This window comes from Alloactinosynnema sp. L-07 (assembly GCF_900070365.1).
GTDB lineage: Bacteria > Actinomycetota > Actinomycetes > Mycobacteriales > Pseudonocardiaceae > Actinokineospora.
Map to the genome: position 1 here is coordinate 3,544,824 of NZ_LN850107.1, position 26,140 is coordinate 3,570,963.

At 69.6% G+C, this 26,140-nt stretch carries 26 protein-coding genes and 1 riboswitch; of the genes, 10 read left to right on the top strand and 16 right to left on the bottom strand.

From position 1 onward, the window contains the following. Positions 1–87: 87 nt before the first annotated feature. Positions 88–1,044 (top strand): Ku protein, encoded by a 957-nt coding sequence (locus BN1701_RS15475; RefSeq protein WP_054049505.1) that lies wholly within the window; start codon positions 88–90, stop codon positions 1,042–1,044. A gap of 183 nt (positions 1,045–1,227) precedes the next feature. Beyond that, positions 1,228–1,539 (top strand): hypothetical protein, encoded by a 312-nt coding sequence (locus BN1701_RS15480; RefSeq protein ID WP_054049507.1) that lies wholly within the window; start codon positions 1,228–1,230, stop codon positions 1,537–1,539. A 95-nt stretch (positions 1,540–1,634) separates the two neighbouring features. On the opposite strand, the gene BN1701_RS15485 is transcribed toward BN1701_RS15480, so the two are convergent. From BN1701_RS15485 to BN1701_RS15520, 8 genes are all read right to left on the bottom strand, one after another. Continuing rightward, positions 1,635–3,002 (bottom strand): L-serine ammonia-lyase, encoded by a 1,368-nt coding sequence (locus tag BN1701_RS15485; protein WP_054049509.1) that lies wholly within the window; start codon positions 3,000–3,002, stop codon positions 1,635–1,637. Positions 3,003–3,067: 65 nt separating this feature from the next. After that, positions 3,068–4,342, bottom strand: coding sequence for a serine hydroxymethyltransferase (glyA, locus tag BN1701_RS15490; RefSeq protein WP_054049511.1), 1,275 nt, complete (start codon positions 4,340–4,342; stop codon positions 3,068–3,070). After that, complete coding sequence (gene gcvH / locus BN1701_RS15495) at positions 4,339–4,719, bottom strand: glycine cleavage system protein GcvH (RefSeq protein ID WP_054049513.1); 381 nt, start codon at positions 4,717–4,719, stop codon at positions 4,339–4,341. The genes glyA and gcvH overlap by 4 nt, the downstream gene beginning before the upstream one ends. A gap of 14 nt (positions 4,720–4,733) precedes the next feature. Further along, positions 4,734–5,831: a glycine cleavage system aminomethyltransferase GcvT gene (gene gcvT / locus BN1701_RS15500; protein ID WP_054049515.1), complete on the bottom strand. Its 1,098-nt coding sequence runs from the start codon at positions 5,829–5,831 to the stop codon at positions 4,734–4,736. 359 nt (positions 5,832–6,190) lie between these two features. Further along, a riboswitch (glycine riboswitch) is annotated at positions 6,191–6,285 on the bottom strand. A 32-nt stretch (positions 6,286–6,317) separates the two neighbouring features. Beyond that, positions 6,318–7,046 (bottom strand): energy-coupling factor ABC transporter ATP-binding protein, encoded by a 729-nt coding sequence (locus tag BN1701_RS15505; RefSeq protein WP_054049517.1) that lies wholly within the window; start codon positions 7,044–7,046, stop codon positions 6,318–6,320. Positions 7,047–7,134: 88 nt separating this feature from the next. Further along, on the bottom strand, positions 7,135–7,878 hold the full coding sequence (cbiQ, locus tag BN1701_RS15510) for a cobalt ECF transporter T component CbiQ (RefSeq protein ID WP_054049519.1): 744 nt from the start codon (positions 7,876–7,878) through the stop codon (positions 7,135–7,137). Beyond that, positions 7,878–8,195 carry a PDGLE domain-containing protein gene (locus BN1701_RS15515; RefSeq protein WP_054049521.1) on the bottom strand — a complete coding sequence of 106 codons (318 nt, stop codon included), beginning with the start codon at positions 8,193–8,195 and terminating at the stop codon, positions 7,878–7,880. Before BN1701_RS15515 ends, cbiQ begins: the two co-directional genes overlap by 1 nt. Next, on the bottom strand, positions 8,192–8,890 hold the full coding sequence (locus BN1701_RS15520) for an energy-coupling factor ABC transporter permease (protein ID WP_054049523.1): 699 nt from the start codon (positions 8,888–8,890) through the stop codon (positions 8,192–8,194). The genes BN1701_RS15515 and BN1701_RS15520 overlap by 4 nt, the downstream gene beginning before the upstream one ends. A gap of 235 nt (positions 8,891–9,125) precedes the next feature. Here BN1701_RS15520 and BN1701_RS36855 point away from each other — a divergent pair, with 235 nt between their 5' ends. Both BN1701_RS36855 and BN1701_RS15530 read left to right on the top strand, forming a co-directional pair. Then, positions 9,126–9,752 carry a hypothetical protein gene (locus tag BN1701_RS36855; protein ID WP_054049524.1) on the top strand — a complete coding sequence of 209 codons (627 nt, stop codon included), beginning with the start codon at positions 9,126–9,128 and terminating at the stop codon, positions 9,750–9,752. 164 nt (positions 9,753–9,916) lie between these two features. After that, entirely contained in the window at positions 9,917–10,561 is a 645-nt protein-coding gene (locus BN1701_RS15530) for a hypothetical protein (protein WP_054049526.1), read from the top strand. A gap of 41 nt (positions 10,562–10,602) precedes the next feature. Here the strand turns inward: BN1701_RS15530 and BN1701_RS15535 are convergent, their stop codons facing one another. The 3 genes from BN1701_RS15535 to BN1701_RS15545 all read right to left on the bottom strand — a co-directional run bounded on the left by BN1701_RS15535 (position 10,603) and on the right by BN1701_RS15545 (position 14,140). Continuing rightward, positions 10,603–11,688 carry a zinc-binding dehydrogenase gene (locus tag BN1701_RS15535; RefSeq protein WP_054049528.1) on the bottom strand — a complete coding sequence of 362 codons (1,086 nt, stop codon included), beginning with the start codon at positions 11,686–11,688 and terminating at the stop codon, positions 10,603–10,605. Positions 11,689–11,810: 122 nt separating this feature from the next. Further along, the gene (locus BN1701_RS15540) at positions 11,811–12,980 is read right to left on the bottom strand and encodes an acyl-CoA dehydrogenase family protein (protein WP_054049530.1); all 1,170 of its coding nucleotides are present in this window, start codon (positions 12,978–12,980) and stop codon (positions 11,811–11,813) included. An 8-nt stretch (positions 12,981–12,988) separates the two neighbouring features. After that, on the bottom strand, positions 12,989–14,140 hold the full coding sequence (locus tag BN1701_RS15545; RefSeq protein WP_054049532.1) for an acyl-CoA dehydrogenase family protein: 1,152 nt from the start codon (positions 14,138–14,140) through the stop codon (positions 12,989–12,991). 57 nt (positions 14,141–14,197) lie between these two features. Between BN1701_RS15545 and BN1701_RS15550 the strand changes: the two genes are divergently transcribed. Beyond that, positions 14,198–14,854 (top strand): TetR/AcrR family transcriptional regulator, encoded by a 657-nt coding sequence (locus BN1701_RS15550; RefSeq protein ID WP_231949607.1) that lies wholly within the window; start codon positions 14,198–14,200, stop codon positions 14,852–14,854. A 33-nt stretch (positions 14,855–14,887) separates the two neighbouring features. On the opposite strand, the gene BN1701_RS15555 is transcribed toward BN1701_RS15550, so the two are convergent. Next, entirely contained in the window at positions 14,888–16,123 is a 1,236-nt protein-coding gene (locus tag BN1701_RS15555; RefSeq protein ID WP_304439917.1) for an NAD(P)/FAD-dependent oxidoreductase, read from the bottom strand. 49 nt (positions 16,124–16,172) lie between these two features. Between BN1701_RS15555 and BN1701_RS15560 the strand changes: the two genes are divergently transcribed. Both BN1701_RS15560 and BN1701_RS15565 read left to right on the top strand, forming a co-directional pair. Then, the gene (locus BN1701_RS15560) at positions 16,173–16,730 is read left to right on the top strand and encodes a TetR/AcrR family transcriptional regulator (RefSeq protein ID WP_054049536.1); all 558 of its coding nucleotides are present in this window, start codon (positions 16,173–16,175) and stop codon (positions 16,728–16,730) included. 66 nt (positions 16,731–16,796) lie between these two features. Continuing rightward, positions 16,797–17,096, top strand: a complete 300-nt coding sequence (locus BN1701_RS15565; RefSeq protein ID WP_054049538.1) for a DUF2695 domain-containing protein — start codon at positions 16,797–16,799, stop codon at positions 17,094–17,096. Positions 17,097–17,157: 61 nt separating this feature from the next. Here the strand turns inward: BN1701_RS15565 and BN1701_RS15570 are convergent, their stop codons facing one another. Genes BN1701_RS15570 through BN1701_RS15585 form a run of 4 tightly spaced genes read right to left on the bottom strand, consistent with a single transcriptional unit; the run spans position 17,158 to position 21,986 of the window. Continuing rightward, entirely contained in the window at positions 17,158–17,760 is a 603-nt protein-coding gene (locus tag BN1701_RS15570; protein ID WP_054049540.1) for an ATP/GTP-binding protein, read from the bottom strand. Then, positions 17,741–18,376 (bottom strand): DUF742 domain-containing protein, encoded by a 636-nt coding sequence (locus BN1701_RS15575; RefSeq protein WP_082859870.1) that lies wholly within the window; start codon positions 18,374–18,376, stop codon positions 17,741–17,743. The genes BN1701_RS15570 and BN1701_RS15575 overlap by 20 nt, the downstream gene beginning before the upstream one ends. A 7-nt stretch (positions 18,377–18,383) precedes the next feature. Then, a complete protein-coding gene (locus BN1701_RS15580; RefSeq protein WP_054049542.1) occupies positions 18,384–18,824 on the bottom strand; it encodes a roadblock/LC7 domain-containing protein in 441 nt (146 codons plus the stop codon). A 33-nt stretch (positions 18,825–18,857) separates the two neighbouring features. Further along, complete coding sequence (locus BN1701_RS15585; RefSeq protein WP_054049544.1) at positions 18,858–21,986, bottom strand: nitrate- and nitrite sensing domain-containing protein; 3,129 nt, start codon at positions 21,984–21,986, stop codon at positions 18,858–18,860. 804 nt (positions 21,987–22,790) lie between these two features. Here BN1701_RS15585 and BN1701_RS15590 point away from each other — a divergent pair. The 3 genes from BN1701_RS15590 (at position 22,791) to BN1701_RS15600 (ending at position 26,139) form a co-directional block, all read left to right on the top strand. Next, positions 22,791–23,243 (top strand): DUF485 domain-containing protein, encoded by a 453-nt coding sequence (locus BN1701_RS15590; RefSeq protein ID WP_082859872.1) that lies wholly within the window; start codon positions 22,791–22,793, stop codon positions 23,241–23,243. Beyond that, positions 23,243–24,835 (top strand): cation acetate symporter, encoded by a 1,593-nt coding sequence (locus tag BN1701_RS15595; protein ID WP_054049546.1) that lies wholly within the window; start codon positions 23,243–23,245, stop codon positions 24,833–24,835. The genes BN1701_RS15590 and BN1701_RS15595 overlap by 1 nt, the downstream gene beginning before the upstream one ends. A 143-nt stretch (positions 24,836–24,978) precedes the next feature. Further along, complete coding sequence (locus tag BN1701_RS15600; protein ID WP_231949608.1) at positions 24,979–26,139, top strand: type III PLP-dependent enzyme; 1,161 nt, start codon at positions 24,979–24,981, stop codon at positions 26,137–26,139. The last annotated feature ends 1 nt before the right edge of the window (position 26,140 follow it).

Genomic DNA, 26,140 nt, shown 5'->3' on the forward strand with positions numbered 1-26,140 from the left:
TGCGCTCCGGCAGCGGTCGAACAGGACTTATAGGGTTGGGATGGTCCACACTGGGGTGAGCGGGACAACTACTGCCGGGGAGGCAGCGTGGCACGGCCGATTTGGAACGGCGCGATCAACTTCGGGCTCGTGACGGTCCCGGTCGAGCTTTACGGCGCGACCGAGGACCACACGATCAGCTTCCGCCAGTTCGAGCGGGGCACCGCCGACCGGATCCGGTACAAGCGCGTCAACGAGCGCACCGGCAAAGAGGTCGCGTACTCCGACATCGTCAAAGGCGCCGAGATCGGCGGCGGCGACTACGTCATCATCGAACCGGAGGAGCTCGACGCCATCGCGCCGGGGCGCTCCAGGACGATCGACATCTCCACCTTCGTCGACATCGACGAGATCGACCCGATCCACTACCAGAAGACGTACTGGCTGGCGCCCGCCAAGGAGGAATACGCGCGGGCCTACAGCCTGCTGTTGCAGGCCATGCGCAAGTCCAACCGCGCGGGCGTGGCCACCTTCGTCATGCGCGGCAAGGAATACCTGACGGTCGTGCGCGCGGGCGAGGAACTGCTGATCCTGACGACCATGCTGTTCGCCGAGGACCTGCGCGACCCGGCCAAGGAACTGAAGTCGATGCCGGAGATCGCCCCCGCGCGCGGCAAGGAACTCGACATGGCCATCTCGCTGATCGAGTCGATGAGCGAGGAGTGGAAGCCCGAGGAGTACAGCGACACGTACACCCAGCGCGTCGAGCAGCTCATCGAGGACAAGAAGGAAGGCCGCGAGGTAGTCACCGAGGAGGCCCCGAGCGAGCCGACCAAGGTCGTGGACCTGTTCGAGGCGCTGAGCAAGAGCGTGGAAAGCCGCAAGAAGCGCCGCGAGGAATCCCCGGAGCCGGAGGCGGATCTGGCAGGCCTGACCAAGGCCGAGCTGGACAAGCTGGCCCGCGACCTGGACGTCAAAGGCCGCTCGAAGCTGAACCGTGACGAGTTGGAGAAGGCGGTGAAGGCGGCACAGGGCGCGGGCGCACGTCCGAGGAGGGCTTCGTGACCTGCTCCGCCTGCGCCTGAACGACGAAGGGATCCGCCGCCGCCGGATGTCGAGGCGGCGGCAGATCCCCGGTCGACGGGCTAGAACAGGTTCTTGAAGAACCGGCCGACGGACTCGAAGAACTCCTTCACCTTCTGCCACGCGTTCTTGAGCCACGTCACGATCTTCCGGAACAGCTCCACGATGAAGGTCTGGATCTTGTTCCAGATCGAGGTGAAGAACGCGCTGATCGCACTGGAGATCAGCCGCAGCAGCGGTCCTGGCCTTCTTGAGCAGGTCTCTCAGCTTGTCCGCGGACTCTTCGACCGTGCTGGTGGACTGGGCCGTGTACGGGTACGGCTTCGTCTTCCCGGTGAAGCCCGCCGCCAGCGCCAACTGGGCGCTGGCGATGTCGTGCGCGGCCTCGGCTCGCACCAGTGCCTCGAATTCGGCGTCGGTGGGCTCGACTTCGGTGCTGCTCATAGTCGCGGTCATGCCAACCGTCACGTTGAGTGATTGTGCAATTACGCACAGCCACTCCACGCTACCAGGGTCTGGAGGTCGAACAAGAACTGAGGCGCCGGTTCAGCCGTTCGAGTTCCGGAGGAACATCAGCATTCGATGACGTTGAGGGCCAGGCCCCCGCGCGCCGTTTCCTTGTACTTGGTGTGCATATCGGCGCCGGTCTCACGCATCGTCTTGATGACCTTGTCCAGGTGCACCACGTGGGTGCCGTCGCCGCGCAAAGCGATGCGGGAGGCGTTGATGGCCTTGGTCGACCCCACGGCGTTGCGTTCGATGCACGGGATCTGCACCAGCCCGCCGACCGGGTCGCACGTGAGTCCCAAGTGGTGTTCCAGCCCGATCTCGGCGGCGTTCTCCACCTGCGCGACCGAGCCGCCGAGCACCGCCGTCAGACCGGCGGCGGCCATGGCGCACGCCGAGCCGACCTCGCCCTGGCAGCCGACCTCGGCGCCGGAGATCGAGCCGGTCTCCTTGAGTACCACGCCGATCGCCGCGGCGGTCAGCATGAAGTCGATGACACCGTCCTCGGAGGCCACCGAGATGAACCGCGTGTAGTAGTGCAGCACCGCGGGGATGATCCCGGCCGCGCCGTTGGTCGGGGCGGTCACGACCCGGCCGCCGGAGGCGTTCTCCTCGTTGACCGCCAACGCGTACAGCGAGACCCAGTCCATCACGTACAGCGGGTCGCCCGCGCCGTCCTCGGAGAGCAGCTTCTCGTGCAGCGCCTTGGCCCGGCGGGGCACCTTCAGCCCACCTGGGAGCACGCCGTCCTGTTCGCAGCCGCGCGTCACGCAGTCCTGCATGACCTGCCAGATGGCGAGCAGCCCGGCCCGGACCTCGTCCTCGGTGCGCCACACCAACTCGTTGCGCAGCATGACCTGCGCGATGGTCAGGTCGTTGGCCGAGCAGTGGTCCATCAGTTCCGCCGCCGTGCGGAACGGGAACGGCACGGGCGTCGTGTCGGCCGAGATGACCGGACCGTCGGCCGCCGTCTCGTCGAGGACGAAGCCGCCGCCCACCGAGTAATACGTCCGCTCGGCCAGCAGCGTCCCGTCCGCCGACCAGGCCGCGAAGGTCATTCCGTTGGGGTGCAACGGAAGCGACTTGCGACGGTGCATGACGAGGTCGTCGTCCTCAGTGAACGCGATCTCGTGGGTGCCCAGCAGCGAGAGTCTGCCGCTGGAGCGGATCTCGGCGACCCGGACCGGCACGGAGTCGGTGTCGACGTCCTCCGGCCGCGCGCCCTCCAGGCCCAGTAGCACCGCCTTGTCGCTGCCGTGGCCGTGGCCGGTCGCGCCGAGCGAGCCGAACAACTCGGCCCGTACCCGCGCGACCTCACCAAGGCGGGGCCCAAGACCGTCGACGAACATCAGCGCGGCCCGCATCGGGCCCACGGTGTGTGAGCTGGACGGGCCGATCCCAATGCTGAACAAATCGAAAACGCTGACCGCCACGACGATCCTTCCAACCTTCATACAGCGTACTCGGGCCGCGGGTCACGCGGCCCGAGTCGCTTGGCTCAGCCTAATTCCGGGTACAGCGGGCGACGCTTGACCAACAGGTCCACGCGGTCGCGCAGAGCCTCCTTGGTCGCATCGTCGAAATCGGGCCGCAACGCGACCGCGATGATGTCGGAGACCTCAGCGAAGTCCTCGGCGTCGAAGCCGCGGGTGGCCAGCGCGGGAGTGCCGATGCGCAGGCCGGAGGTAACCATAGGGGGACGGGGGTCATTGGGGACCGCGTTGCGGTTGACCGTGATGCCCACCGAGTGCAGCCGGTCCTCGGCCTGCTGGCCGTCGAGCTGGGAGTTGACCAGGTCGACCAGCACCAAGTGCACGTCGGTGCCGCCGGTGAGGACCTTGACGCCCGCCTCGGCGCAGTCGGCCTGGGTGAGCCGCTCGGCCAGGATCTTGGCACCCGCCAGCACGCGCCGCTGGCGCTCGGCGAACTCCTCGGACGCGGCGATCTTGAACGAGACCGCCTTGGCCGCGATCACGTGCTCCAGCGGGCCACCCTGCTGGCCGGGGAACACCGCGGAGTTGACCTTCTTGGCCAGGTCCTTGTCGTTGGTCAGCACCACGCCGCCCCGGGGTCCGCCGAGGGTCTTGTGCGTGGTCGTGGTGGTCAGGTGGGCGTGCGGCACCGGGTTGGGGTGCAGACCCGCGGCCACCAGACCGGCGAAGTGCGCCATGTCCACCATGAGCAGCGCGCCGACCGAGTCGGCGATGCGGCGGAACTCGGCGAAGTCGAGCTGACGCGGGTAGGCCGACCACCCTGCGATGATCAGCTTCGGCTTGGCCTCGACGGCCAGGCGCTCGACCTCGGCCATGTCGACCAGGCCGGTCTCGGTGTCGACCTTGTAGGCGACGACGTTGTAGAGCTTGCCCGAGAAATTGATCTTCATGCCGTGCGTCAGGTGCCCGCCGTGCGCGAGGTCCAGACCCAGGATCGTGTCACCGGGGTTGAGGACCGCGAACATGGCCGCCGCGTTCGCCTGCGCGCCCGAGTGCGGCTGGACGTTGGCGAACTTGGCGCCGAAGAGCGACTTGATCCGGTCGATCGCGAGCTTCTCGACGACGTCGACGTGCTCGCAGCCGCCGTAGTAGCGGCGGCCCGGGTAGCCCTCGGCGTACTTGTTGGTCAGCACCGAGCCCTGTGCCTCGAGCACGCCCACCGGGGCGAAGTTCTCCGAGGCGATCATCTCCAGGGTCGACTGCTGGCGGTGCAGCTCGGCGTTGACCGCGGCGGCGACGTCCGGGTCGACCTCAGCGAGCGACTGACCGAAAGTACTCACGCATCCCCCTCTTTGGTGAGCTCGGCGTACGCCGCGGCGTCGAGCAGCTCGGGCTCGTCCTCCACGCGCATACGGAACAGCCAGCCGTCGCCGAACGGGTCGGTGTTGACCAGCTCGGGGGTGTCCACGACGGCCTCGTTGATCTCCACGACCTCGCCGTCGGCGGGGGCGTAGAGGTCGCTGACCGACTTGGTCGACTCGATCTCGCCACACGGCTCGCCCTTGGTGAGCTTCTCGCCGACCGCGGGGAGCTGCACGTAGACGACGTCACCGAGTGCGTCGGCGGCGTACTTGGTGACACCGACCGTCGCGCTCGCCTCGGCGAGATCGACCCATTCGTGCTCCTCGGTGTAGCCGAGGTTCTCCGGGTTGCTCATTCTCTTTCTCCTGATCAGGCGGGACGCTTGTAGAAGGGCAGCTTGACGACCTCGACCGGCGTTTTCGAGCCACGGACGTCGACGGCCAGGGCCGTGCCCGGCGTGCTGACCGCCGTGGGCACGTACGCCATGGCGATCGGGTGGCCGAGCGTCGGGGAGAGGGCGCCGCTGGTCACGGTACCGACCTCGACGCCGTCGCTGTCGACCACGGAGTACCCGTGTCGGGGCGCGCGCCTGCCCTCGCTCTTGAGGCCGACGAGCACCTTCTCGGCGACGTCGGCGTCGCGGCGGGTCTCCAGGGCCGCGCGGCCCACGAAGTCGCCCTTGTCGAACTTGACGACGCGGCCGAGACCGGCGTCGAACGGGGTCAGCTCGACACTGAGCTCGTTGCCGTAGAGCGGCATCCCGGCCTCCAGGCGCAGGGTGTCGCGGCAGGCCAGCCCGCACGGGACAATCCCGTGCCCCTGGCCTGCCTCGGTCAGCGCGGCCCACACGTCGGCGGCGTGCTTGTCCTCGGAGTACAGCTCGAAGCCGTCCTCGCCGGTGTATCCGGTGCGGGCCAGCAGCACGTCGTGGCCCGCGGCGGTCGCCGGGACGCTCGCGTAGTACGCCAGCGCGTCGAGGTCGGCGCCGGTCACCGCGCGCACGATGTCGGCCGACGTCGGGCCCTGCACGGCGATCAGCGCGCAGGTGGCGGAGCGGTCCTCGACCTCGACGGTGAAGCCCTTGGCCCGCTCGCGCAGCTCACCGGCGACGACCGCGGCGTTGGACGCGTTGGCCACCACCATGAAGTGGTCGTCGGCGAGCCGGTAGACGACCAGGTCGTCGAGCACGCCGCCGTCGGCGTCGCAGATCATGGTGTAGCGGGCCTTGCCCGGCTTGACCTTGGACAGGTTGCCGACCAGCGCGTAGTCCAGCGCCCGCGCGGCCTCGGGGCCGGTCAGCTCGATCTCGCCCATGTGGCTGAGGTCGAACAGCCCGGACGCCTCGCGCACCGCCTTGTGCTCGGCCAGCTCGCTGCCGTAGCGCAGCGGCATCGCCCAGCCTGCGAAGTCGGTGAACGAGGCGCCTAGGGCCTCGTGCACCGCGTGCAGCGGGGAGGGGTTGCTCATGGAAGTTCGGTCTCCTTCGGCGCGCGAGCGGACTCGGCTGACATGACTGAGCGCAGCGTGGCACGGCGGGCGCAAGAACGCCGCGCTAAGGGATGCTGTGTTGAGTGTGCTGGGGTCGATCCGTGCTGGGGTTGAGCGTGCAGGGGTTGAGCGTGCTGTGTTGATTGTGCTGGGGTTGAGCGTGCAGGGGTTGACAGTGCGGACAGGGTCATCGGGAGCTCCTCCATCGGACGCGACAGGACGCACCTGTCCCGTACTGGGAACTCCCCCTCTGTCATGGCACCTGAGAGCTTCACCGCGAAACGCGGCTTGCACCGTGGGTGAGACGCGAACGGTCGCGTCTGCTTTCCAGAGTGGCCTGGCCTGGAACGGTAGGTTTACCTGAGAGTTTCCGGGGAGTTTGCTCCTTCGGTGCCCCACCCGAACTCGGTGGAGGCTCTCCCGTTCCGGCTCGTGCGGCCCGGTATTCAGTTGTCGGGCCGAACCCTAGTCGAGCCGGAAGCCGAACGGAAGTTCCAGCCGGTGCGCGGCCAGCAGCGACGCGTCGGCGAGCAGTTCGCGGGTCGGCCCGTCGGCCACGATGACCCCTTCGTCGATCAACACACTGCGTGGGCACAGTTGCAGTGCGTAAGGAAGGTCGTGGGTGACCATCAGCGTCGTGCGCTCCAACCCGAGCAGCACCTCGGCCAGTTCGCGCCGGGCCACCGGCTCCAGGTTGGCCGACGGCTCGTCGAGGACCAGGATCTCCGGGTCGCAGGCCAGCACCGTGGCCAGCGCCACGCGCCTGCGCTGCCCGCCGGACAGGTGCATGGGCGAGCGGTCGGCGTGCTCGGCCATCCCGACCGCGTCGAGCGCCTGCTTGACCCGCAGGTCCAGCTCGTCGCCGCGCAGGCCGAAGTTGGCCGGGCCGAAGGCGACGTCGTCGCGGACGGTGGGCATGAACAGCTGGTCGTCGGGGTCCTGGAAGACCACGCCGACGCGGCGGCGGATCTCCTTGAGGTTGGCCTTCTCCACCGGCAGACCCGCGACCTCGATCCGGCCGGACCCGGCGGTCAGCACACCGTTGAGGTGCAGGACGAGAGTGGTCTTGCCTGCGCCGTTGGGACCCAGGACCGCCACCCGCTCCCCCGCTTCGACCCGCAGGTCGACGCCGAACAGGGCCTGCCTGCCGTCGGGATAGGCGTAGGCGAGTCGGTCGACGAGCAGCGCGGTCATGCCTGGCACCTAACACCGTCCCGATGAGCGCGGCGAGAATTGGACATTCGACCGACCACAGGCATGCCACATCCGACCGACCACACAGTCATGCCAACAGGGTGGCACCCAGCACCCCGGCGGCGAGCACGGCGGGGGCCAGACCCGCCAGCCACACCGAGCCGCGGGCCGGGCGGACCTCTTCCGGCAGCACGCCCGACCAGCCGCGCGACACCATGGCCAGGTGGACCCGCTCGCCGCGTTCGTAGCTGCGGATGAACAGGGTGCCGATACCGCGCGCGGTGGCGCCGAGCTGCCAGAGGAAGCGCGGGTCGTGCCCGCGGCTGATCCGGGCGGTGCGCATGCGCCGGGCCTCGGCGGCGATGACGTCGAGGTAGCGCAGCATGAGCGTGGCGATGGTGATCACCATCGCGGGCACGCGCAGCCGCTGGAGTCCGAGGATGAGGTCGCGCGGGGCGGTGGTGGCGGCCAGGGTCAGCGACACCAGGACGCCCAGCGTGCCTTTGACCAGGATGTTCCAGCCCGCCAGCAGGCCGGGCTCGGACAGGGCCAACCCGAGCACGTCGACGGTCGGCCCAGCCGCGACGAACGGCAGCACGAACGCGAGCAGGACGAACGGGGTCTCGATCAGCGCGCGGGCCGCCAGCCAGCCGGGCGGGATCCGCGCGGCGACCCAGACCGCTGACAGCACAAGGAAATACAGCCCGAACGCGAGGAACTCCGTGCGCGGGGTGGCCACCACACACAGGACGGTCGCCACCGCGGCGACGATCTTCACCTGAGCTGGGAGCCGGTGGACCGGCGAGTCGCCGGGCCGGTGCAGCAGGTCCATCAGGTGTGCACGGATCGCTTGCGCAGCAACCAGAACAGCCCACCGGAGAGCACGAGCGTGATGCCGACGCCAAGCACGCCTGCCAGGCCGGTCGACCCTTCCGAGCCGCCGACGGCATAGTCGGCCAGAGGGCTGTCGGCCAGACGGTGTTCCTCGGCGTTGTTCGCGATGCAGGAGCCGGTGAGCTGGTCGTCGACGACCTCGCAGCCCTGCTGCGTGGCGTGGTCGAGCCCGTCGGGGTTCGAGTCGGCCAGGTAGGACACCGCGCCCGCGATCACCAGTGCGGCGAAAAGGAATCCGAGGAAGAACTTCTTCATGCCGTCGCCCCCGTGCGCAGTTCGAGCGGCTTGGCCGCGCCGCGCAGCAAATAGACGAGATCGGGTCGCACGGCCGCGACCGCGCCGACCGTCAGCGCCGTGATGACGCCCTCGCCGATGCCGATCAGCACGTGCACACCGACGACCGTGCCCGCGACACCGGCAACCGGGAACGCCGCGTCGCCGCCGATGGCGAACTGGAGGACGAAGCCGAGCGAGGCGAGGACGGTGTTGACCAGTGCGGCGACGAACGCGACCGCGACCAGCCCGCCCCGCCCGCGCGCGGCCACCGACTTGAGCGCCAGCGCCACGAGGAACCCGGCGGCGGTGCCGATGATGGCCATGTTGGTGACGTTCGCACCCAGCGCGGTCAGGCCGCCGTCGGCGAACACGAGCGCCTGCACGACCAGCACGATCGACACGCACAGCGCCCCGACCCACGGCCCGACCAGGATCGCGGCGAGCGCGCCGCCGAGCAGGTGGCCGCTCACCCCCGGCAGCACCGGAAAGTTGATCATCTGCGCGGCGAACACGAACGCCGCCACCAGCCCGGCCATCGGCGCCGTGCGGTCGTCGAGATCCCCGCGCGCCCGCGCGGCCGCGATGGCGACACCGACCACGGCGACCCCGACGAACAGCATCGATGTCGTCGCGTTCAGCAGACCATCGCTCATGTGCATGGCGATTGCGCTCATTCGGCCAGCTTAATTGCACCTGATGGGTTAACACCAGAGTGTTGCAATAAACCACCCGCGCGACCGCCGGGACCGGACTGTCGGCGACCGACGGTAGCCTTCCGGTGACACGTTCATGGGGGAGCGGCGCGGGGGTGCGCTGAGGGCAAGTAACGACGGAACCGAATGCCGCCGCGCGGAGTCGGACCTCTACGGTGTCCGCACGATCACGCGACGTCCCCAGGGGGAACCGGAAATGTCACAACCGCCGCAGCAGCCCTACGGTCAGCCCGACCCCTACCAGGGCGGCTACCCGCAGCAGGGCGGCTATCCGCAGGGCGCCCCGCAGCCGGGTTTCCCGCAACAGCCGGGTTTCCCGCAACAGCAGGGCTACCCGCAGCCGGGTCAGCCCCAGCCGGGCTATCCGCAGCCAGGCCAGGGCGGCCACCAGCAAGGCGGCTACCCGCAGCCGGGCTACCCGCAGCAGCAGTACGGCGGCCTGGCCCCCTACGGCGCCGCGCCCCAGCGCAGCAAGCTGCCGTGGATCATCGCGGGCGGTGGCCTCGTGGTGATCGGCATCGTGCTGACGCTGGTGTTCACCCTCACCGGCGGCGGGCCGCGCGGCGTGGTCGAGTCCTACATCTCCGCCATCGAGGCCCGCGACATCAAGGCGCTCAACGCGCTGGCGTGCGACGAGAAGGACCGACTGCCCGAGGACGTCTTCGAGAAGAACAAGGACCGCATGCCGCAGGACATGAAGATCCTCTCGGTCGAGGAGACCGGCGACACCGCCAAGGCCAAGATCGAGATGAAGATCGAAGGCAAGACTCGCGACGAGACCGTCGATCTGAAGAAGAACAACGGCGATTGGTGCGTGGACTGACCGGTCCGCGGGTCCCATGGGAGCGGGACCACTGGCGCGGGCCCGTGCGGCCGAAGTAGACAGTTGCAGCAAGCGGCCACGACCGTTGTGCGCCTGATTCTTCCTGGAAGAGTCGGCCCCGACGGTGATCGCACTACAACTGATCCTCCAGGGGGAGCCCCGCCATGTCCCAGCCGCCGCAGCCGCCCTTCGGCCAAGCCGACCCGTACCAGGGCGGCTACCCACAGCAGGGTGCTTTCCCGCAGCAGCAGACCGCCCAGCCCGGTTACCCGCAGCAAGGCTATCCGCAGGTTTCGCCACAGCAGGGACACCCGCAGGGGGACCCCCACGCGGGTGGCTACGCCCAAAACCAGTTCGGCGGCCCGCAGCAGCCGTACGGGTATCCGCAAGCCTATGGCGCTCCGCAGAAGCGCAACTCGACGCCGATCATCGTCGCCGTCGCGGTTCTCGCGGTGGTCGGCATCGGTCTCACGCTGTTCCTCACCCTCGGCGAGAGCGGCGGGAGCGGCGGCAGCGCCCGAGACGCGAGCGCCCGAGACACGGCGGAGAAGTTCGTCGGCGCCGTGCGGTCCAAGAACCCGGACGCGGCCCGAGCGCTGGTCTGCGACGAGAAGGACAAGTCCCGCGTCGACGAATCCGGGGCCTTCACCAGGTCCGGCTTCGAGGTCACGCTCGGCGATGTCTCCGAGAGTGGCGACACCGCGACCGCGACGTTGATCATCAAGATCAAGGACAAGAGCACGACCTCGGTCATGACACTGGCGAAGCGAAGCGGCGACTGGTGCGTCGACGACGTGGACCGAGGCTGATCTCCCCCGGCGAGCGAGGCGACTCGCTCGCCGGTCTCCGGTCACGGGTTGAACCGCACCAGGGTCCGGGCGCCGCGCCCATCGCGCATGTCGGCGAAGGCGGCCTCGATGCCGTCGAGGTCGGTGGTGGCGGTGACCAGGCTCGACACGTCCAACTGTCCACTTCGGACCAGGTCGAGCAGGCGCGGCACGTCGACATCGGGGTCGGTCGAGCCGAAGAGGCAGCCGGTGAGGGTGCGGCCGAAGTAGTAGAGCTCCAGCGCGCTGAACTCCACCTTCGCCTTGGCCGACCCGACCCCGACGACCACCACGTGCCCGCCGCGCCTGCTCGACGACCACGCGGTGCGGATGGCCGCCGGGTGGCCGACGCACTCGAAGGCGATGTCGACGCCGCGGCCGCCGGTCAGCTTGCGGATCGCCTTCGCGGTGGTCTCGTCGGAGACGAGGAAGTCGGTGGCACCCTGCGCGAGCGCCAAGTCGGCCTTGGCCGCCGACGTGTCGACGGCGATGATCGGCCCGGCGCCCGCGATCCGCGCGGCCTGCAGCACCGACAGCCCGACCCCGCCGACCCCGACAACGACGACGGACTGTCCGGGCCGCACCTGGGCGGTGTTGAACACCGCGCCCGCGCCGGTCAGCACCGCGCAGCCGAGGACAGCGGCCTGCTCCAGCGGAATGTCGTGCGGGATCTTCACCGCGCCGCGCTCCGGCACGATCGTCTCCTCGGCGAACGCCCCCGCGCCCAGCCCCGGGTACAGCGCGGTGCCGTCGGCCAGTTCGGCGTGCGGGATCTCGACGGCGTCGGCGGCCCGCTCGCACAGATAGGGCTCGCCCGCGTCGCAGAACCAGCACGACCGGCACGGCGGCGCCCAGTTCAGCAAGACATGGTCACCGTGCTCGACGCTCGTGACGCCCTCCCCCACCGACAGCACGACGCCCGCGCCCTCGTGGCCGAGCACCGCGGGCACCGGCTGCCGCAGCGTGCCGTTGGCCAGGGACAGGTCCGAGTGGCACACCCCCGCCGCGACCACCCGCACGCGCACGCGCCCGGGGCCGGGTTCGGGCAGGACGATGTCGGTGACCTGCAACGGCTTCCCCTGCTCGGAAAGCACGGCGGCCCTGACCATTCGGACTCCTTCAAATTTGTGGACTGAATCGAACCTAGCCATGCGGCTCGTCGAGTTAGAAGCCTGACGGCGCGGGTCTATTTGGTCAGGCGCGGTTGTGAGGTCGTGGAACTGACTTGAACCTAACCGAGAGTGCCGGACACCGATGCGTGGCCCTTGAGCAGGTTGCGGGCGATCGTGCGCCGCTGGATCTCGTCGGTGCCCTCATAGATCCGCAGCAGCCGCAACTCCCGATACCAGCGCTCCACCGGCAGTTCGCGGGTGTAGCCCATGCCGCCGTGGACCTGTAGGACCCGGTCGACGATCTCGTTGGCCTTGACCCCGCCGAACAGCTTGGCCACCGACTGCGCGTGCCGCGAGTCGGCACCGGAGTCGACCAGCCAGGCCGCGTGCAGCACCAGCCAACGCAGCGCCTCGATCTCCACCGCGGAGTCGGCGATCATCCACTGGATCGCCTGGTACTCGGCGATGGGCTTGCCAAAGGTGACACGGGTGTTGGCCTGCTCGATGGCCATCCCGACCAGCCGCTCACACGCCCCGAGCGCCCGCGCGGGCAGCAGGTACCGGCCGCGGCCGATCCACTGCATCGCCAGCTCGAACCCGCGGCCGACCTCGCCGAGGATGTTCTCCTGGGGCACGCGGACGTCCTGGAACACCAGCGCCGCCGGACCCCACTGGCCCATGGTGTCGATCGGCTCGGACTTCCACCCGGCCGCGCGGTCGACCAGGAAGCACGTGACGCCGCCGTTGGCGCCTTTGTCCCTGTCCGTCACCGCGAAAACCATCGTGAAATCGGCCTCATGGCCGCCGGTGATGAACGTCTTCTCACCGTTGATGATCCAGTCGGTGCCGTCCTGCCGCGCCGACGTGCGAATCGCCTTGGCGTCGGACCCCGCGCCGGGCTCGGTGATCGCGAAGCATGATTTGCGCTCACCGCTGATCGTCGGCAGCAAGTAGCGCTGCTTCTGCTCGTCGTTGGCGTGATAGAGAATGATGTCGGCGGCGCCGCCGAAGCGGAACGGGACGAACGAGCGCCCGAGTTCGGCTTCGAGCAGGGCCGTCATCACCGCGCTGAGCCCCATGCCGCCGTACTCCTGCGGCGTCTGCGCGCCCCAGAAGCCGGACTCCTTCGCCTTGAGCTGCAACGCTTTCAGCTCGTCGGCGGGCAGTCCAGGCTGGTTGGCCCGCTCGCGGCGCAGGACTTCCGCCTCCAGAGGCATGATCTCCTTGCGGACGAACGTGCGCACCCAGTCGCGGACTTCGCGTTCCTCGGGGCTCAGCGAGAAATCCATCTCACTCCTTAGACGAAAGCGTTGATCCCGGTCAGCGCGCGGCCGATGAGCAACTTCTGGATCTGGCTCGTGCCCTCATAGAGCGTCATGACGCGGGCGTCGCGCAGGTACTTGGCGACGGGGTACTCGTCGAGGTAGCCATAGCCGCCGAAGACCTGGATGGCTAGGTTCGCCGCCGACACCGCGTTCTCGCTGGCGAACAGCTTGGCCATCGACGCCGCGGTGCCGAACGGCTGACCGCGCTCGATCAGGTCGGCCACCCGCCACACCAGCAGCCGGGCCGCGTCGGTGGCCACGGCCATGTCCGCGAGCATCTCCTGGACGAGCTGGTAGCCGGCGATCGGCTTGCCGAACTGGGTGCGCTCGGTGGCGTACTTGACGCTCGCGTCGAGCGCGCCCTTGGCCAGGCCGACACAGCCCGCCGCGACCGACATCCGGCCCTTGTCCAGCGCCGACATCGCGATCTTGAATCCGACGCCCTCGTCGCCCAGCCGGGCCGAGGCTGGCACGCGCACGCCGTCGAGGACGAGTTCGCCGGTCGACTGGCCGCGCAGGCCGAGCTTGCCCTTGATCTCCCGGTGGGCGAACCCGGCCGAGTCGGTGGGCACCAGGAAGGCGCTGATCCCCTTGGGGCCGGGACCGCCGGTGCGGGCGAAGATCAGCGAGACGTCGGCCCAGGTGCCGTTGGTGATGAACATCTTCGAGCCGGTGATGACGTAGTCGTCGCCGTCGCGCACCGCGCGGGTGGCCAGACTGCTGGCATCGGATCCGGTGTCGGGCTCGGTCAGGCCGAAGCAGGCCAGGGACTCCCCGGAGCTGAGCCGGGGCAGCCAGTGCCGCTTCTGCTCTTCGTCGCCCCAGTACGCGGTGGACTTGCCGACCAGGCCAAGGGAGACGCTGACGATGCCGCGGATCGCGGAGTCGCCGCGACCGAGTTCCTCCATCATCAGGCAGTAGGACAGGTGGTCGCCGCCGGAGCCGCCGTACTCCTCCGGGATGGTCATGCCGAGGAACCCGACGGCGCCGAGCTTGCCGACGATCGCCCGGTCGACCTGCTCCCGCCGGTCCCACTCGGCGGCATTCGGCACGACCTCCTTGTCGATGAAGTCGCGCGCGAGATCCCACAGGGCCTGCTGCTCGTCGCTGAGTGCGAGGTCCATGACGCTCCCTGATAAACCATACGGTGTTAGGTTTACCCAGGATAGGCCCGACCGCCCGTGACCACCAACGTGACCCAGGAGACACCCGTGCCCCGCCCGAGCACCCCACTGCTCAGCCGCGCCCGCATCCGCGCGCACGCGCTGGCGATGGTGGACACCGCGGGCCTGGGCGGCCTGTCGATGCGTAAGCTGGCGGGCGACCTCGGCGTCCAGGCCCCGTCGCTGTACTCGCACTACCGCACGAAAGACGAACTGCTACAAGACATCGCCGACGACATCATGTCCACAGTGGACATCAGTGACTTCGCGACGGACTGGGCGGCCGGCGTGCGGACGTGGGCCCGCTCGTACCGCGCCGCGATGGCCGCGCACCCGAACATGGTCCCCGTCATCGCCGCGGGCCCCGCCCGCCGCGAGACCGCCCTGGCCCGCGCCGACGCCGTCCACGGCGGCCTCGTCCGCGCGGGCTGGCCCCCGCGCTACGCCACCATGATCGGCGCCTCAACCAAATACCTGGTCCTCGGTGCCGCGATGAGTTCCTTCTCGCGCGGCTTCGAGGACGACGTCCAGGTCTATGTCGACCGCTACCCCCACCTGGACCAGGCCCACCGCCTCCGCGACCACGCCGACGAGATCGACGCCGACAGCTTCGAACTGGCCCTCGACGCCTTCATCCACGGCCTCACGGCCCTGCGAGCGACCCTGTCACCCTGACTTGGAGACCGAAGAAGATCAGCACCGGCCTGGTCAGGTCAGTACCTCGCGAGCCGCCCGCAGGCCGGATTCGACCGCGCCCTCCAGGTATCCCGTCCAGGTCCGGGCCGTCTCGGCGCCTGCCCAGTGGACCCGGCCCGTCGGTGTCGGCGGCGCGGTGAACGCGGACAGGGCGCCGGGGCGCGGAAGGGCGGAGTAGCCGCCGCGGACGTGTGGGTCGTCCTGCCACGCCTTCTCGTGCCAGTCCAGCGGATGGCGCGCGCCGGCGCCCAGCGCGCGGGCCGCGGTGGTCAGCACCGTGTTCTTGCGTTCCTCCAAGGTCATCGCGGCAAGGGTGCGGGCGCGGTGTCCTGGGACGAGTACCGCGAGGTGGCCGGGGCCGCCGGGGGGCGAGACGTCGGCTATCGCCGGGACCAGTCCGTCAAGGGCGATGACCTCGCCGCTCAGTCCGTCCCGACGCCAGAACGGGGTGTCGTAGACGGCGACCGCCTTGTAGATCGTGCCCATGAACGTGCCCCGTTCGAAAGCGGCGCGGTCCTTGGGCAGCGGCGGGTCGTGGCGGATGTCGGCGGCGACCGGGGGTGGGATCGCCACGATCGCGTGGGCCGCCCGGATCGGGCCTGCCATGGTGTCGATCACGACGTGGTCGGGTGTGCGGTGGATCGCCGTGGCCGGACGGGACAGGTGGACGTCCAGCCCGGCGGCGACCCGGTCGGCGAGCGCCCCGGCTCCCCCGGTGAGCAGCGAATCCTGTGCCCCTCCTTCGACGCCGAGCATCGACCGCAGCCCACCAGCGGCGCGCACGCCCGACGAGAACGCGGCCAGCGACACCTGGTCGACATCGGCGGCGAAGGCCTCGGCGATGATCACCTCAAGGAGCGAGCGCGCCTTGCGGTGCGGGATCTTGGTCAACCAGTCGGCGATCATCGTGTGGTCGTCTTGGGGCGCTTGCCTGGACAAACGCAGCAGGGCGACGCCCGCGACGAGAACCGTGACGCCGCCGCCGCCCAGGAACCTGCGCTTGCCCAGGGTGGGTGTGGCGAAGGTGGACACGCCGTGGTCGGCGGCGAGTGCCTTCATCCGGCGATGTTCAGGGCCGAGCCACGTACCGCCCAAGTCAACCGCCGACTCCACGACCGACATCACGGTCCGCGCGCGCCCGCCGACGCGGTCCGCCGCCTCCAGCACCGTCACGTCGACACCGTTTCGGCGCAGCTCCCGGGCCGCCGTGAGTCCGGCGAAGCCCGCTCCGATCACCACCACGTTCATACAACGATCGTTGCATAACGCCTGTTGCATGACAAGGTACGCTGCTCAGGTGCCCCGCCAGATCAACCACGCCACCCGACGCGACGCGATCAGTGACGCAGTCGTCGCCATCGCCGCCGACCACGGGTTCGCGGCGGTGACGATCCGCGCCGTCGCCAAGCACGTGGGCGCCTCCACCTCCGTCGTCACCCACTACGTCGCCAGCCGCGACGAACTGCTCCGCGGCGCGGTCCGGCGCGAGCTCGCCATCCGGCAGGACGAGGCCGACACCGCCCTCGCGGGCCTGTCTGGCGCGACCGGCCTGCGCGCCCTGGTGCACTGGGCGGTGACCGACCTGGGCGAGCGGGTGCACCGCTTCTGGCTGGCCCTGCTGATCGCCGCCCACGCCGAGCCGGTGCTGCGGGCGGAGCTGAACGAGTTCAATACCTGGTGGGACACCCACCTACGCGACTTCGTCACCGAATCCGGTGTCTCGTCTCCCGAGGTCGTCATCGATACCCTCGACGTCGTCATCGACGGCCTTGTCACGGCGGGATTCGAGGCCCCCTTCGACGCCGCCCGCCGAGACCGGGTGCTCGACCGCGTCTGGACAGCTCTCGACCTCTGACGACAGGAAATACCACAGCGGGTCTGGGCGACAGACAGGACCAGTTAGCCATGAGAGCATCGCGAGATGGCGGTCCCACCAGACAAGGCGCGGCGCAAGCAGATACGTGACCAGTACAAGCGCGCCGAAAGGGAGGCTCGGGCAGCGGCGCTTCCGATGAGCCGTGAGCAGCTCGCGGAGCTTGTCGAGTTCGTTGGCGACCTCGTGGTCTCGGAAGGCTGTGACCACACCCTGCGACACACCCAAGTCTGGATCCGCGCTCATGACCTCGAGTGGACGCCGATCGCCGGAGGGCTGGCCGAACTCGGCGGCTACTGCGACTGCGAGGTCGTCATGAACTGCGACCCCGAGGACGTGTTCGACTAACCATCCGACCACCTCCCACGGAGGCCGTGTCCCGCACGGGGGCACGGCCTTCGCGCCTCGCTCAGCCGACGCCCGCGCCGTGCAGGGTGACCCAGCGGCGCATCGAGTACTCGACCATGGTGATCAAGGTGTTCTTGGTCGACTGACGGTCCCGCGCGTCGCACGTGACGATTGGGACTTCCGGGCCTACGGCCAGGGCGTCGCGGACTTCCTCGACATCGTGGCCGAGCATTCCGTCAAAGCAGTTCAGTCCGATGACGTAGGGCAGGTTGCGCTCCTCGAAGAAGTCGATCGGGGAGAAGCAGTCCGCCAGCCTGCGCGTGTCGGCGAGCACCACCGCGCCGATCGCGCCGCGGACCAGGTCGTCCCACATGAACCAGAAGCGCTGCTGGCCCGGCGTGCCGAACAGGTACAGGACCAGGTCGGAGTCGAGCGATACGCGGCCGAAGTCCATCGCGACGGTGGTGGTGGACTTGTTCGGGGTGGCCGCGATGTCGTCGATGCCCATGCTGGCGGTGGTCATCACCGCCTCGGTGGTGAGCGGCATGATCTCCGAGACCGAGCCGACGAAAGTCGTCTTGCCCGCGCCGAAGCCACCCGCCACGACGATCTTGACCGAGGTCAGCGTGGGGGCCGCCGAGTCCTCAAAGCCGACGGAGTCCACTCAGTACCCTTTCCATCAACACGAGGTGGGCCTTGTTGGCACCACCGGAAGCGGTCTTGTGCACAGTGACCAGACCGAGTTGGGCCATGTCGCCCAGCAGCACCTTCGCCACGCCAAGCGGCGCACCGAACAGGGTCGCGACCTCGGCGACCGAGCGCGGCTGCTTGCACAGCGCGCCGATCTCGCGGTGTTCGGACTCGGCGAAGACCGACGCGTCGGACTCCTTGGCCGAGACCATGGTCTCCACCCGCAGTTCGAAGGTGGAGCGGGTGCGGCCGCGGGTCCAGGCGTACGGACGCACCATCGACGCGTCGGCTGCGGGTTCCAGGTCGACCGGGGCATGATCGACCTGATTTTCCCCCTCGCCGGACTCGCCGGGCGGCCACTCGGGTTCCACCGCCACCGGTTCATCCACTTCGGACTTCCGGTGCCTGCGCCGACGCCCGCCGCCAAGGGACAGGCCGTTCATCACGTCGGCGATGTTCGTCTCGGGGGCCGGTTCACCCCATTCGAGTCGCACGAAAGACAGTTCACCACCATGCTGGTCATCGCCGCGCTCGCCGATGTCGGCGGCGGCAACGTCTTCTCGTCGATGGCTATCATCTCGGTTGCTCATGTCTCGGTCATGCGGGCTGCCCCACCATCCTCCCGGCGGCGCCTTGCAGCGCCGCCCGCAGCTCCGGGGTGAGAATCTGGCCGACCCGGTCGACCAGCAGGGTCATCTCGTAGGCCACCTGCCCGATGTCGCAGTTCGGCGCGGCGAGCACGCCGAGGCAGGAGCCGTCCCCGATGGCCATGAGCAGCATCACCCCGCGCTCCATCTCGACCACGGTCTCCTTGACCGCGCCCGCGTCGAAGCACCGCGCCGCCCCGGAGGTGAGGCTGATCAGCCCCGAGGCCACCGCGGCGAGCTGGTCGGCGCGGTCGACGGGGAGCCGGGCGGAGGAGGTGAGCAGCAACCCGTCGGCCGAGACCACCACGGCGTGGGCCACTCCGGTGACCCGTTCCGCGAAGTCGTTGACCAACCAGCCGAATTGGCTTGGCTTGGACTGCGTGGACGTCATCGTGCTCCATTCATGATGGGAGGAACGCAGAACTCATGCGTCCAGCCCGGATTCCTGTTCGGTGGACTGCCTGGCCAGGCTTTCCCGGCCGCGGCCGATGCCGCGCTGGAGACTGCCGAGCCTGCCGCGCAGCGCCTCCGCGTCGCGTTCGACGCGGATCTCCGTGCCGGGCACCGGGTCGAGGCTGCCGGGCAGCAGCCGCTCGCGCGGGGTCCGGCGGGGCAGGCCGCCGTCGGCCGGAGTGTCCGGAGTGGACGCTCCGAGGGTGGCGGCGGCGTCCCAGCCCGCGTCGGCGGCGAAGCGCCACTGGGCGCCGCGCAGGTCCAGGCCGTCGGAGTTGCCGTGGGCTGGGCCGGTGTGGTGCACGCCGCGGGCGCGGTGCACGCCCGCCTGATAGCTCGACAGCCTGGTGCGCAGGTCGTCGGCGTCGCGGCCCGGCACAGTGGGCGGCGACGAATCGATGCTGCCGGGGACCAGGTTGCGGCGCGGGGTGCGGCGGGGCAGGCCGGAGCGGGTGAAGTCCTCCGGCTCGGCCGCCGACACCGACTTGGCCGCCTGGAAACCTTGATCGGCGGCGAAGTCCCATGCCGGGCCCTGTTCCGCGTCGGCGACCGTGGAGTTCGGGTCGTCGGTGACGGTGCGGAACCAGGCCGAGATCATCTCGTCGAAGATCGGCGTGGTCTCCTGGATATCGCGCACCGGGTCGGCGCCCGGGGGCCGCCCGTAGACCAGCGTCGTGTCCCACCAGCCGGTGGTCTCGGCTTCCGGCGTCTGCGGGGCGAACAGCTTGTCCGCCGAGATCTCCTCCGCCGCGGGCAGGTCCGGGGCCGGGTGGGACGGCCAGGCGACCGCTCCGGCGGGCTCGGCGGGCATGCCGAACTCAGCGGGGACGGCGGGCTCGACCGGCTTGGGGTCGCGGCGCGGCAGCGGCGCGGCCAGGTCACCGGCGTCGCGCGGGGCGGGCAGCGACTCGGGCATCTCGGCGCCGTCGCCGCGGGTCATCGGGATGAAGGACTCGACGCCGTTGGTGGGCGCGCGGCGGGGCAGGCCGTTCACCGTGGAGCCGTTGACCGCGGAACCGTTGACGGCCGAACCGTTGGTGCCGTTGACCGCGGAACCGTTGGTGCCCTTGACCTTCGCACCGTTGGACCCGTTGGACCCGTTGGTCCGCTTGATCCCCGCGGTGTGGGCGGGCGGCTCGTCCAGCACCGGGGCGGGCACTGGCGGCAGACCGACCACATTGGACGTCACCAGGTCGGACGCCACCGTGACCGTGGCCCGCAGGCCGGTCGGGGCGCCCGGCCGCAGCCGGACCTTGATCCCGTGCCGGGCGGCCAGCCTGCCGACCACGAACAGACCCATCCGGCGCGACGTGGTCGCGTCGACCACGCCGTCCTCGGCGAGCCGGGTGTTGGCCTCGGCCAGTTCGTCCGCCGTCATCCCGATGCCGCGGTCGCTGACCTCGATGCGCACCGTGCCGCCGTCGACGTGGTGGCTGGAGATGGTGACCTGGGTGGCGGGGGCGGAGAACGCGGCGGCGTTGTCGAGCAGTTCGGCGGTGAGCCGGACCAGGTCGCCGACGGCGTAGCCGACCACGAGCACGCTCGGCGGCGGCGCGATCACCACCCGCTGGTATTGCTCCACTTCGGACACGGCGGCGCGCAGCAGGTCGGCCAGGCTCACCGGCTGGGCCGACCGGCGGCCGTGGTGGACCTCACCGGTGGCGGTGCCGGAGAGGACCATCAGGTTCTCGTTGTTGCGCCGCATCCGGGTGGCGAGGTGGTCGAGCTGGAACAGCGTGGCGAGCTGGTCGGCGTCCTCCTCGTCGCGTTCGAGCCGTTCGAGCAGCTGCAGCTGGCGCTGCACCAGGCCCTGGCTGCGACGCGACAGGTTGACGAACACGCCCGCGTAGTTGGCGCGCATCCCGGCCTGCTCGGTGGCCAGCCGCAGCGCCTGCTGGTGCACCGCGTCGAACGCGCGGGCCACCTCGCCGACCTCGTCGGCCGACACCACCGCGACCGGCTCGACCATGGGCACGGCCAGGTCCCGCCCGTCGCGCAGCGCGGCGACCGCGGCGGGCAGCCGGTGCTCGGCGACGTCGAGCGCGCCGCGACGCAGCGCGCTCAGCGAGCGCAGCAGGTGCCTGCCGATGATGAGCATGATCGCGGCGGCGGCGACGAGCGCGACGATCAGGATGACCGAGGCCAGGCCCGCGGCGTCGCTGGCCTCGTCCTGCAACGCCGCCGAGCCGCTCTTGACCTGCTCGCCGAGCGTGCCGCTGATGTCGCTCAGCTTGCCCGACACCAGGTCGCTGGCGCTGTTCCAGTCCGCCGCGGCGACCGGCATGCCGGGTCTGGAGCCGCGGTCGAGCGCCCGGCGCACCAGGACGTTGCGGGTCTCGGCCTCGGCGCCGGGCAGCGCGCGGGCGTACTCGTCCTGCTGGGCCGGGTTCGCGATCGCCCGGAAGTCGGCGAGGCGGTCGTCGAGCCGGGCCTGGGAGGCGCGCAGGCCGTCGACCTCGGCGGCGGCCAGCGCGCCGCGGACGATGCCGATGCCGAGCAGGCCCTGTTGGTAGTGCACCTCTTCCTTGGCCGCCTCAAGGTCGTGCAGCGCGCCCGCCGTGCTCGACAGCGCGGGGTCGGCGACCTCCTCGGCGGCGGCGCGGTCGAAGGCGATCAGCGCGCGGACGACGGTGCTGTAGCCCGCGAGCGCGGCGGGCCCGTCGACCTCGCGGGCGCCGACCTTGCCGCGCAGCACCTCCAGCTCGCCGAAGCGGGTTCGCACGTCGGTGTAGCGGGCGGCGGTGGTCTCGTTGGAGAACACCAGGCCGTCGGCCGCGGCCAGCAGCGCCGCCTTGGCCTCGTCGGCGCTGCGCCGCTCGGCGACCAGTTCGAAGCCGATGTCGCTGGAGCCCGACGTCAGCAGCACCGCGGCCTTGGTGCGCTCGCGCTGCAGCCAGGTGACGGTCTTGTGCAGGGTGTCGTTGACGGTGACGAGCCGGTCGATCTGCTTGTAGGAGTCGGCGCGGTCGATCTGCGAACCGATCTGCAGCACGCCCAGGACGATGGCGAACAACACGGGGACCAGGGTGACGGCGGCCAGCTTCACCGGGATGCCCCAGTCGCGCCACTGGCGCAGCGCCGTCCAGCGGGACTTGCTCACACGCACTCCTCCACGACGGACTGGTCTCGCCGTCGGAACTTCTGCCTCACCGCGCCGTACTCCTTCCACGACAAATCCCGGACAGCACAGGGCACAACGGGAACCGGGTCCCACAGGTCCAACGGGGACACACCTCGACACCCAAACCGCGCATTACCGAATCCGCGTCGCCGCGTCCTTCCCCGGACTTCGGCCACTTCTGGGGACATCGGCTACTTCGGCGAGAACTTGAGAGCACAGCGTACCCCCGATTCAGCGATCATCAAGCCTTTCCGGCAACACCGGACTGACCTGCGTAAACGCCGATAAACCAGGTTCGGGAGCGGTTACCCCATCCACTCTTGGGGCTATTCAGTCACGCAATGCGTCCCATTGTCGACCTTAATCGCTCGATCGGGTTATCCTGCTCCACGACCGGGGGGCCAGCGCCGCCATGGTCGTCAGCAGGCCCGCTACCTGCGACGATCACCTTGTGGTTGCCGGAAAGCGGCCACATCGCCGCCACGTCCGGTCCACGATGGGTGACCGGCCGCCTGCCGAGCGCCACCTCAGGCACACCTGGTGACCGGCGGGTTCACCGATCCGTGTGATGTCCGGAACCGGGCCGTATCCAATTGCCGCCGCTATCGTTCCGTGATCGGCGTGACGAAATATCTGCCGAATATTAGGGCGAGCGTCGACATCGTGGTTAGTATGGCGCCCGCCCGGTCCTTGCTATCGGCTCGTTATAAGACCGCCGCGCCGATCAGCCGCACCGGAAGTCCCCTGACTCGCTCGCCCGCCGCTGCCTAGACGGAGGAATGCATGACCGAGGTCGTCCCGCCCCCCGCGCGACCGAACCGAGGCCCGGACCACGGCTCACACCGCGGCTCCCCCCCTGGCGCGAACCGGGCCCGGCCCATCCCGGCGACGTTCGGCGGCATCACCACGCCGACCGACCGCGGCTGGGCAGGCCCGGACTACGCCGCCATCCACCGCAGCGCGGACTTCACCGCGCTGCGGTCGCGGTTCCGCCGGTTCGTCTTCCCGATGAGCGCGCTGTTCTTCGTCTGGTACCTGACCTACGTGCTGCTCGCCGCCTACGCCAAGGGATTCATGAGCCAGCGGATGTTCGGCTCGGTGACCGTCGGGCTGGTTCTCGGCATGGCGCAGTTCGCCTCCACCATCGGCATCACCGCCTGGTACCTGCGGTGGGCGCGCAAGAACCTCGACCCCGAGGTGGCCAAGATCCGCACCGCCGCGGGGGTGGACGCTTGATGAAGACCCTTGCCGCGGCCGGAAGCCAGGTCGGCGACCCGGTTCTCAACACCATCGTGTTCGCCGCCTTCGTGGTGATCACCCTCTACGTCGTCTACCGGGTGAGCGGCCGCAACAGCTCCACTTCGGACTACTACGCCGCGGGCGGCCGGTTCACCGGTGTGCAGAACGGCATCGCCCTGTCCGGCGACTTCCTGTCGGCGGCGTCGTTCCTGGGCATCGCGGGCGCCATCGCGATCAACGGCTACGACGGCTTCCTGTACTCGATCGGCTTCCTGGTGGCCTGGCTGGTCAACCTGCTGCTGATCGCCGAGCTGGTGCGCAACACCGGCCGCTTCACCATGGGCGACGTGCTCGCCTACCGGATGCGCCAGCGCCCCGTGCGCGCCGCCGCGGCGACCTCGACGCTGGTCATCTCGTTCTTCTACATGCTGGCCCAGATGGCGGGCGCGGGCGCGGTCGTCGCGCTGCTGCTCAACGTCCAGGGCAAGGGCGGGCAGGCGCTCGTCATCGCCGTCGTCGGCCTGATCATGATCTTCTACGTGCTGGTCGGCGGGATGAAGGGCACCACCTGGGTGCAGATCATCAAGGCGGCGATCCTGATCCTGACCGTGGTGCTGATGACGGTGTTCCTCATCGGCAAGTTCGGCTTCAGCATCAGCGCGCTGCTCGACCAGGCCGCGGCCAACAACGCCAAGGGCACCGCCGTGCTCGAACCCGGCGCCCAGTACGGCAAGACGCCGATCTCCACTGTGGACTTCATCTCGCTGTCGCTGGCGCTGATCCTGGGCGCGGCGGGCCTGCCGCACGTGCTGATGCGGTTCTACACCGTGCCCAACGCCCGCGAGGCGCGCCGCTCGGTGGTCTGGGCGGTCGGCACCATGAGCGTGTTCTACGGCGCGACGCTGATCATCGGCTACGGCGCGTCCGCGCTCGTGGGCTCCGAGCGGATCCTCGGCGCGACCGGACGGGAGAACGCCGCGGCGCCGCTGCTGGCCTTCGAGATCGGCGGCACGGTGCTGCTCGGGATCGTGGCGGCGGTGGCGTTCGCGACGATCCTGGCCGTCGTGGCAGGCCTGACCATCACCGCGTCGGCCTCCTTCGCCCACGACGTCTACGCCAACATCTTCCGCAAGGGCAACGCCGACGCCGCCTCGGAGGTCAGGGTCGCCCGGCAGACCGCGGTCGTGATCGGCGTGCTGGCCATCGTCGGCGGCATCCTGGCCAACGGGCAGAACGTGGCGTTCCTGGTGGCGCTGGCGTTCGCCTTCGCGGCCTCGGCGAACCTCTCCACGCTGCTGTACTCGCTGTTCTGGAAGCGGTTCAACACCACGGGCACGCTGTGGGGCATGTACGGCGGTCTCGGGTCGTGCCTGCTGCTGGTGTTCTTCTCACCGGTGATGTCCGGCGCGCCGACGTCGATCGTGTCGGGAGTGGACTTCCACCTGTTCCCGCTGGCCAATCCCGGGATCGTGTCCATCCCGGTGTCGTTCCTCTGCGGCTACCTTGGCACCATCCTGAGCAAGGAACCGGCCGACGCGGCCAAGCAGCAGGAGATGGAGGTTCGTTCGCTGACTGGCATCGGCCGTTAACCGACCGGTCACTTGGCGTTTCCGTCCGTGCCTGCCGCGTAGTCGTACGGTGGCGACGCGGCCCGGATAGTACGTCCAGTGACTTCCGGTCGATTAAGGCCGCTCGATTCGCGCTGCGCACCCGCGGTATTACAGTTCGACCCGTGTTAGACACCTCCCTGCGGGTGCCGGACATCCCCACCCGGCTTCGTGCGTTCCTCGATCAGCGGACGCCGGTCACTCCGTGCCTGGTCATCGACCTGGACGCGGTCCGTGCGAACTACCGGGCGATCCGGTCCGCCCTGCCTGAGGCCGCGGTGTTCTACGCGGTCAAGGCGAACCCGGCACCGGAGGTGGTGCGGGCGCTCGTCGCCGAGGGATCGAGCTTCGACGTCGCCAGCACCGGTGAGATCGACTTGTGCCTGGAGCAGGGCGCGACCCCCGAGTCGCTGTCCTATGGCAACCCCATCAAGAAGGCCGCGGACATCGCCTACGCCTATCGGCTGGGTGTGCGTCGATTCACCTTCGACTCCGACGGCGACCTGGAGAACCTGGCCGAGCACGCACCCGGTGCCCGGGTGTCGTGCCGGTTCCTGGTGGACGCGCCGCAGTCGGGCACCCCGTTCGGCAAGAAGTTCGGCTGTGCGCCCGACATGGCCATCCGCCTGCTGGCCCGCGCCGCCGACCTGGGCTTGGCCGCCGACGGCGCCTGCTTTCACGTCGGCTCCCAACACACCGACCCGGCGGCGTGGGTGTCGGGCATCGCCGAGGCGGGCCGCATCGCGCGGGCGCTGGCCGAGTGCGGGGTGCCGACCCGCTCGCTGAACCTGGGCGGCGGCTTCCCCACCGGCTACGCCGACCCCGCTCCCCCGCTCGACGTGCACGCCGCCGCGATCCGCGCGGCCGTCGCCACCCACTTCGAGACCGCCCCCGAGCTGCTGATCGAGCCCGGCCGCGCCGTCGTCGCGACCGCCGGGCTGATCCGCACCGAGGTGGTGCTGGTCTCGCGCAAATCGGACTCTGACGAACACCGTTGGGTCTATCTGGATATCGGCCGCTATTCGGGATTGGCCGAAACCGAGAACGAATACATCGCCTACCGGCTGCGCACGGCGCACCCGGACGCACCGGATGGGCCGGTGATCATCGCGGGCCCGACCTGCGACGGCGATGACGTGCTCTACCAGCACACCCCGTATCGTCTCCCGACGGCGCTACGGGCCGGTGACCACGTCGACATCCTCGACGCGGGCGCCTACACCGCGAGTTATTCCTCGGTGTCATTCAACGGTTTTCCGCCTCTGCCGACGTTGTTCGTCGGCTGAT

What these genes read in the sequence shown, in the direction of transcription:
- cbiQ (WP_054049519.1), bottom strand. Translation starts at nt 7,878, where the DNA reads ATGGACCTGCTGCACCGGCCCGGCGACTCGCCGGTCCACCGGCTCCCA.
- BN1701_RS15540 (WP_054049530.1), bottom strand. Translation starts at nt 12,980, where the DNA reads ATGGATTTCTCGCTGAGCCCCGAGGAACGCGAAGTCCGCGACTGGGTG.
- BN1701_RS15580 (WP_054049542.1), bottom strand. Translation starts at nt 18,824, where the DNA reads ATGACGTCCACGCAGTCCAAGCCAAGCCAATTCGGCTGGTTGGTCAAC.
- BN1701_RS15565 (WP_054049538.1), top strand. Translation starts at nt 16,797, where the DNA reads ATGGCGGTCCCACCAGACAAGGCGCGGCGCAAGCAGATACGTGACCAG.
- gcvT (WP_054049515.1), bottom strand. Translation starts at nt 5,831, where the DNA reads ATGAGCAACCCCTCCCCGCTGCACGCGGTGCACGAGGCCCTAGGCGCC.
- BN1701_RS15535 (WP_054049528.1), bottom strand. Translation starts at nt 11,688, where the DNA reads ATGGTCAGGGCCGCCGTGCTTTCCGAGCAGGGGAAGCCGTTGCAGGTC.
- BN1701_RS15555 (WP_304439917.1), bottom strand. Translation starts at nt 16,123, where the DNA reads ATGAACGTGGTGGTGATCGGAGCGGGCTTCGCCGGACTCACGGCGGCC.
- BN1701_RS15480 (WP_054049507.1), top strand. Translation starts at nt 1,228, where the DNA reads ATGAAGGTCTGGATCTTGTTCCAGATCGAGGTGAAGAACGCGCTGATC.
- BN1701_RS15575 (WP_082859870.1), bottom strand. Translation starts at nt 18,376, where the DNA reads ATGAGCAACCGAGATGATAGCCATCGACGAGAAGACGTTGCCGCCGCC.
- BN1701_RS15590 (WP_082859872.1), top strand. Translation starts at nt 22,791, where the DNA reads ATGACCGAGGTCGTCCCGCCCCCCGCGCGACCGAACCGAGGCCCGGAC.
- BN1701_RS36855 (WP_054049524.1), top strand. Translation starts at nt 9,126, where the DNA reads ATGTCACAACCGCCGCAGCAGCCCTACGGTCAGCCCGACCCCTACCAG.
- BN1701_RS15520 (WP_054049523.1), bottom strand. Translation starts at nt 8,890, where the DNA reads ATGAGCGCAATCGCCATGCACATGAGCGATGGTCTGCTGAACGCGACG.
- BN1701_RS15515 (WP_054049521.1), bottom strand. Translation starts at nt 8,195, where the DNA reads ATGAAGAAGTTCTTCCTCGGATTCCTTTTCGCCGCACTGGTGATCGCG.
- BN1701_RS15530 (WP_054049526.1), top strand. Translation starts at nt 9,917, where the DNA reads ATGTCCCAGCCGCCGCAGCCGCCCTTCGGCCAAGCCGACCCGTACCAG.
- BN1701_RS15505 (WP_054049517.1), bottom strand. Translation starts at nt 7,046, where the DNA reads ATGACCGCGCTGCTCGTCGACCGACTCGCCTACGCCTATCCCGACGGC.
- BN1701_RS15595 (WP_054049546.1), top strand. Translation starts at nt 23,243, where the DNA reads ATGAAGACCCTTGCCGCGGCCGGAAGCCAGGTCGGCGACCCGGTTCTC.
- gcvH (WP_054049513.1), bottom strand. Translation starts at nt 4,719, where the DNA reads ATGAGCAACCCGGAGAACCTCGGCTACACCGAGGAGCACGAATGGGTC.
- BN1701_RS15545 (WP_054049532.1), bottom strand. Translation starts at nt 14,140, where the DNA reads ATGGACCTCGCACTCAGCGACGAGCAGCAGGCCCTGTGGGATCTCGCG.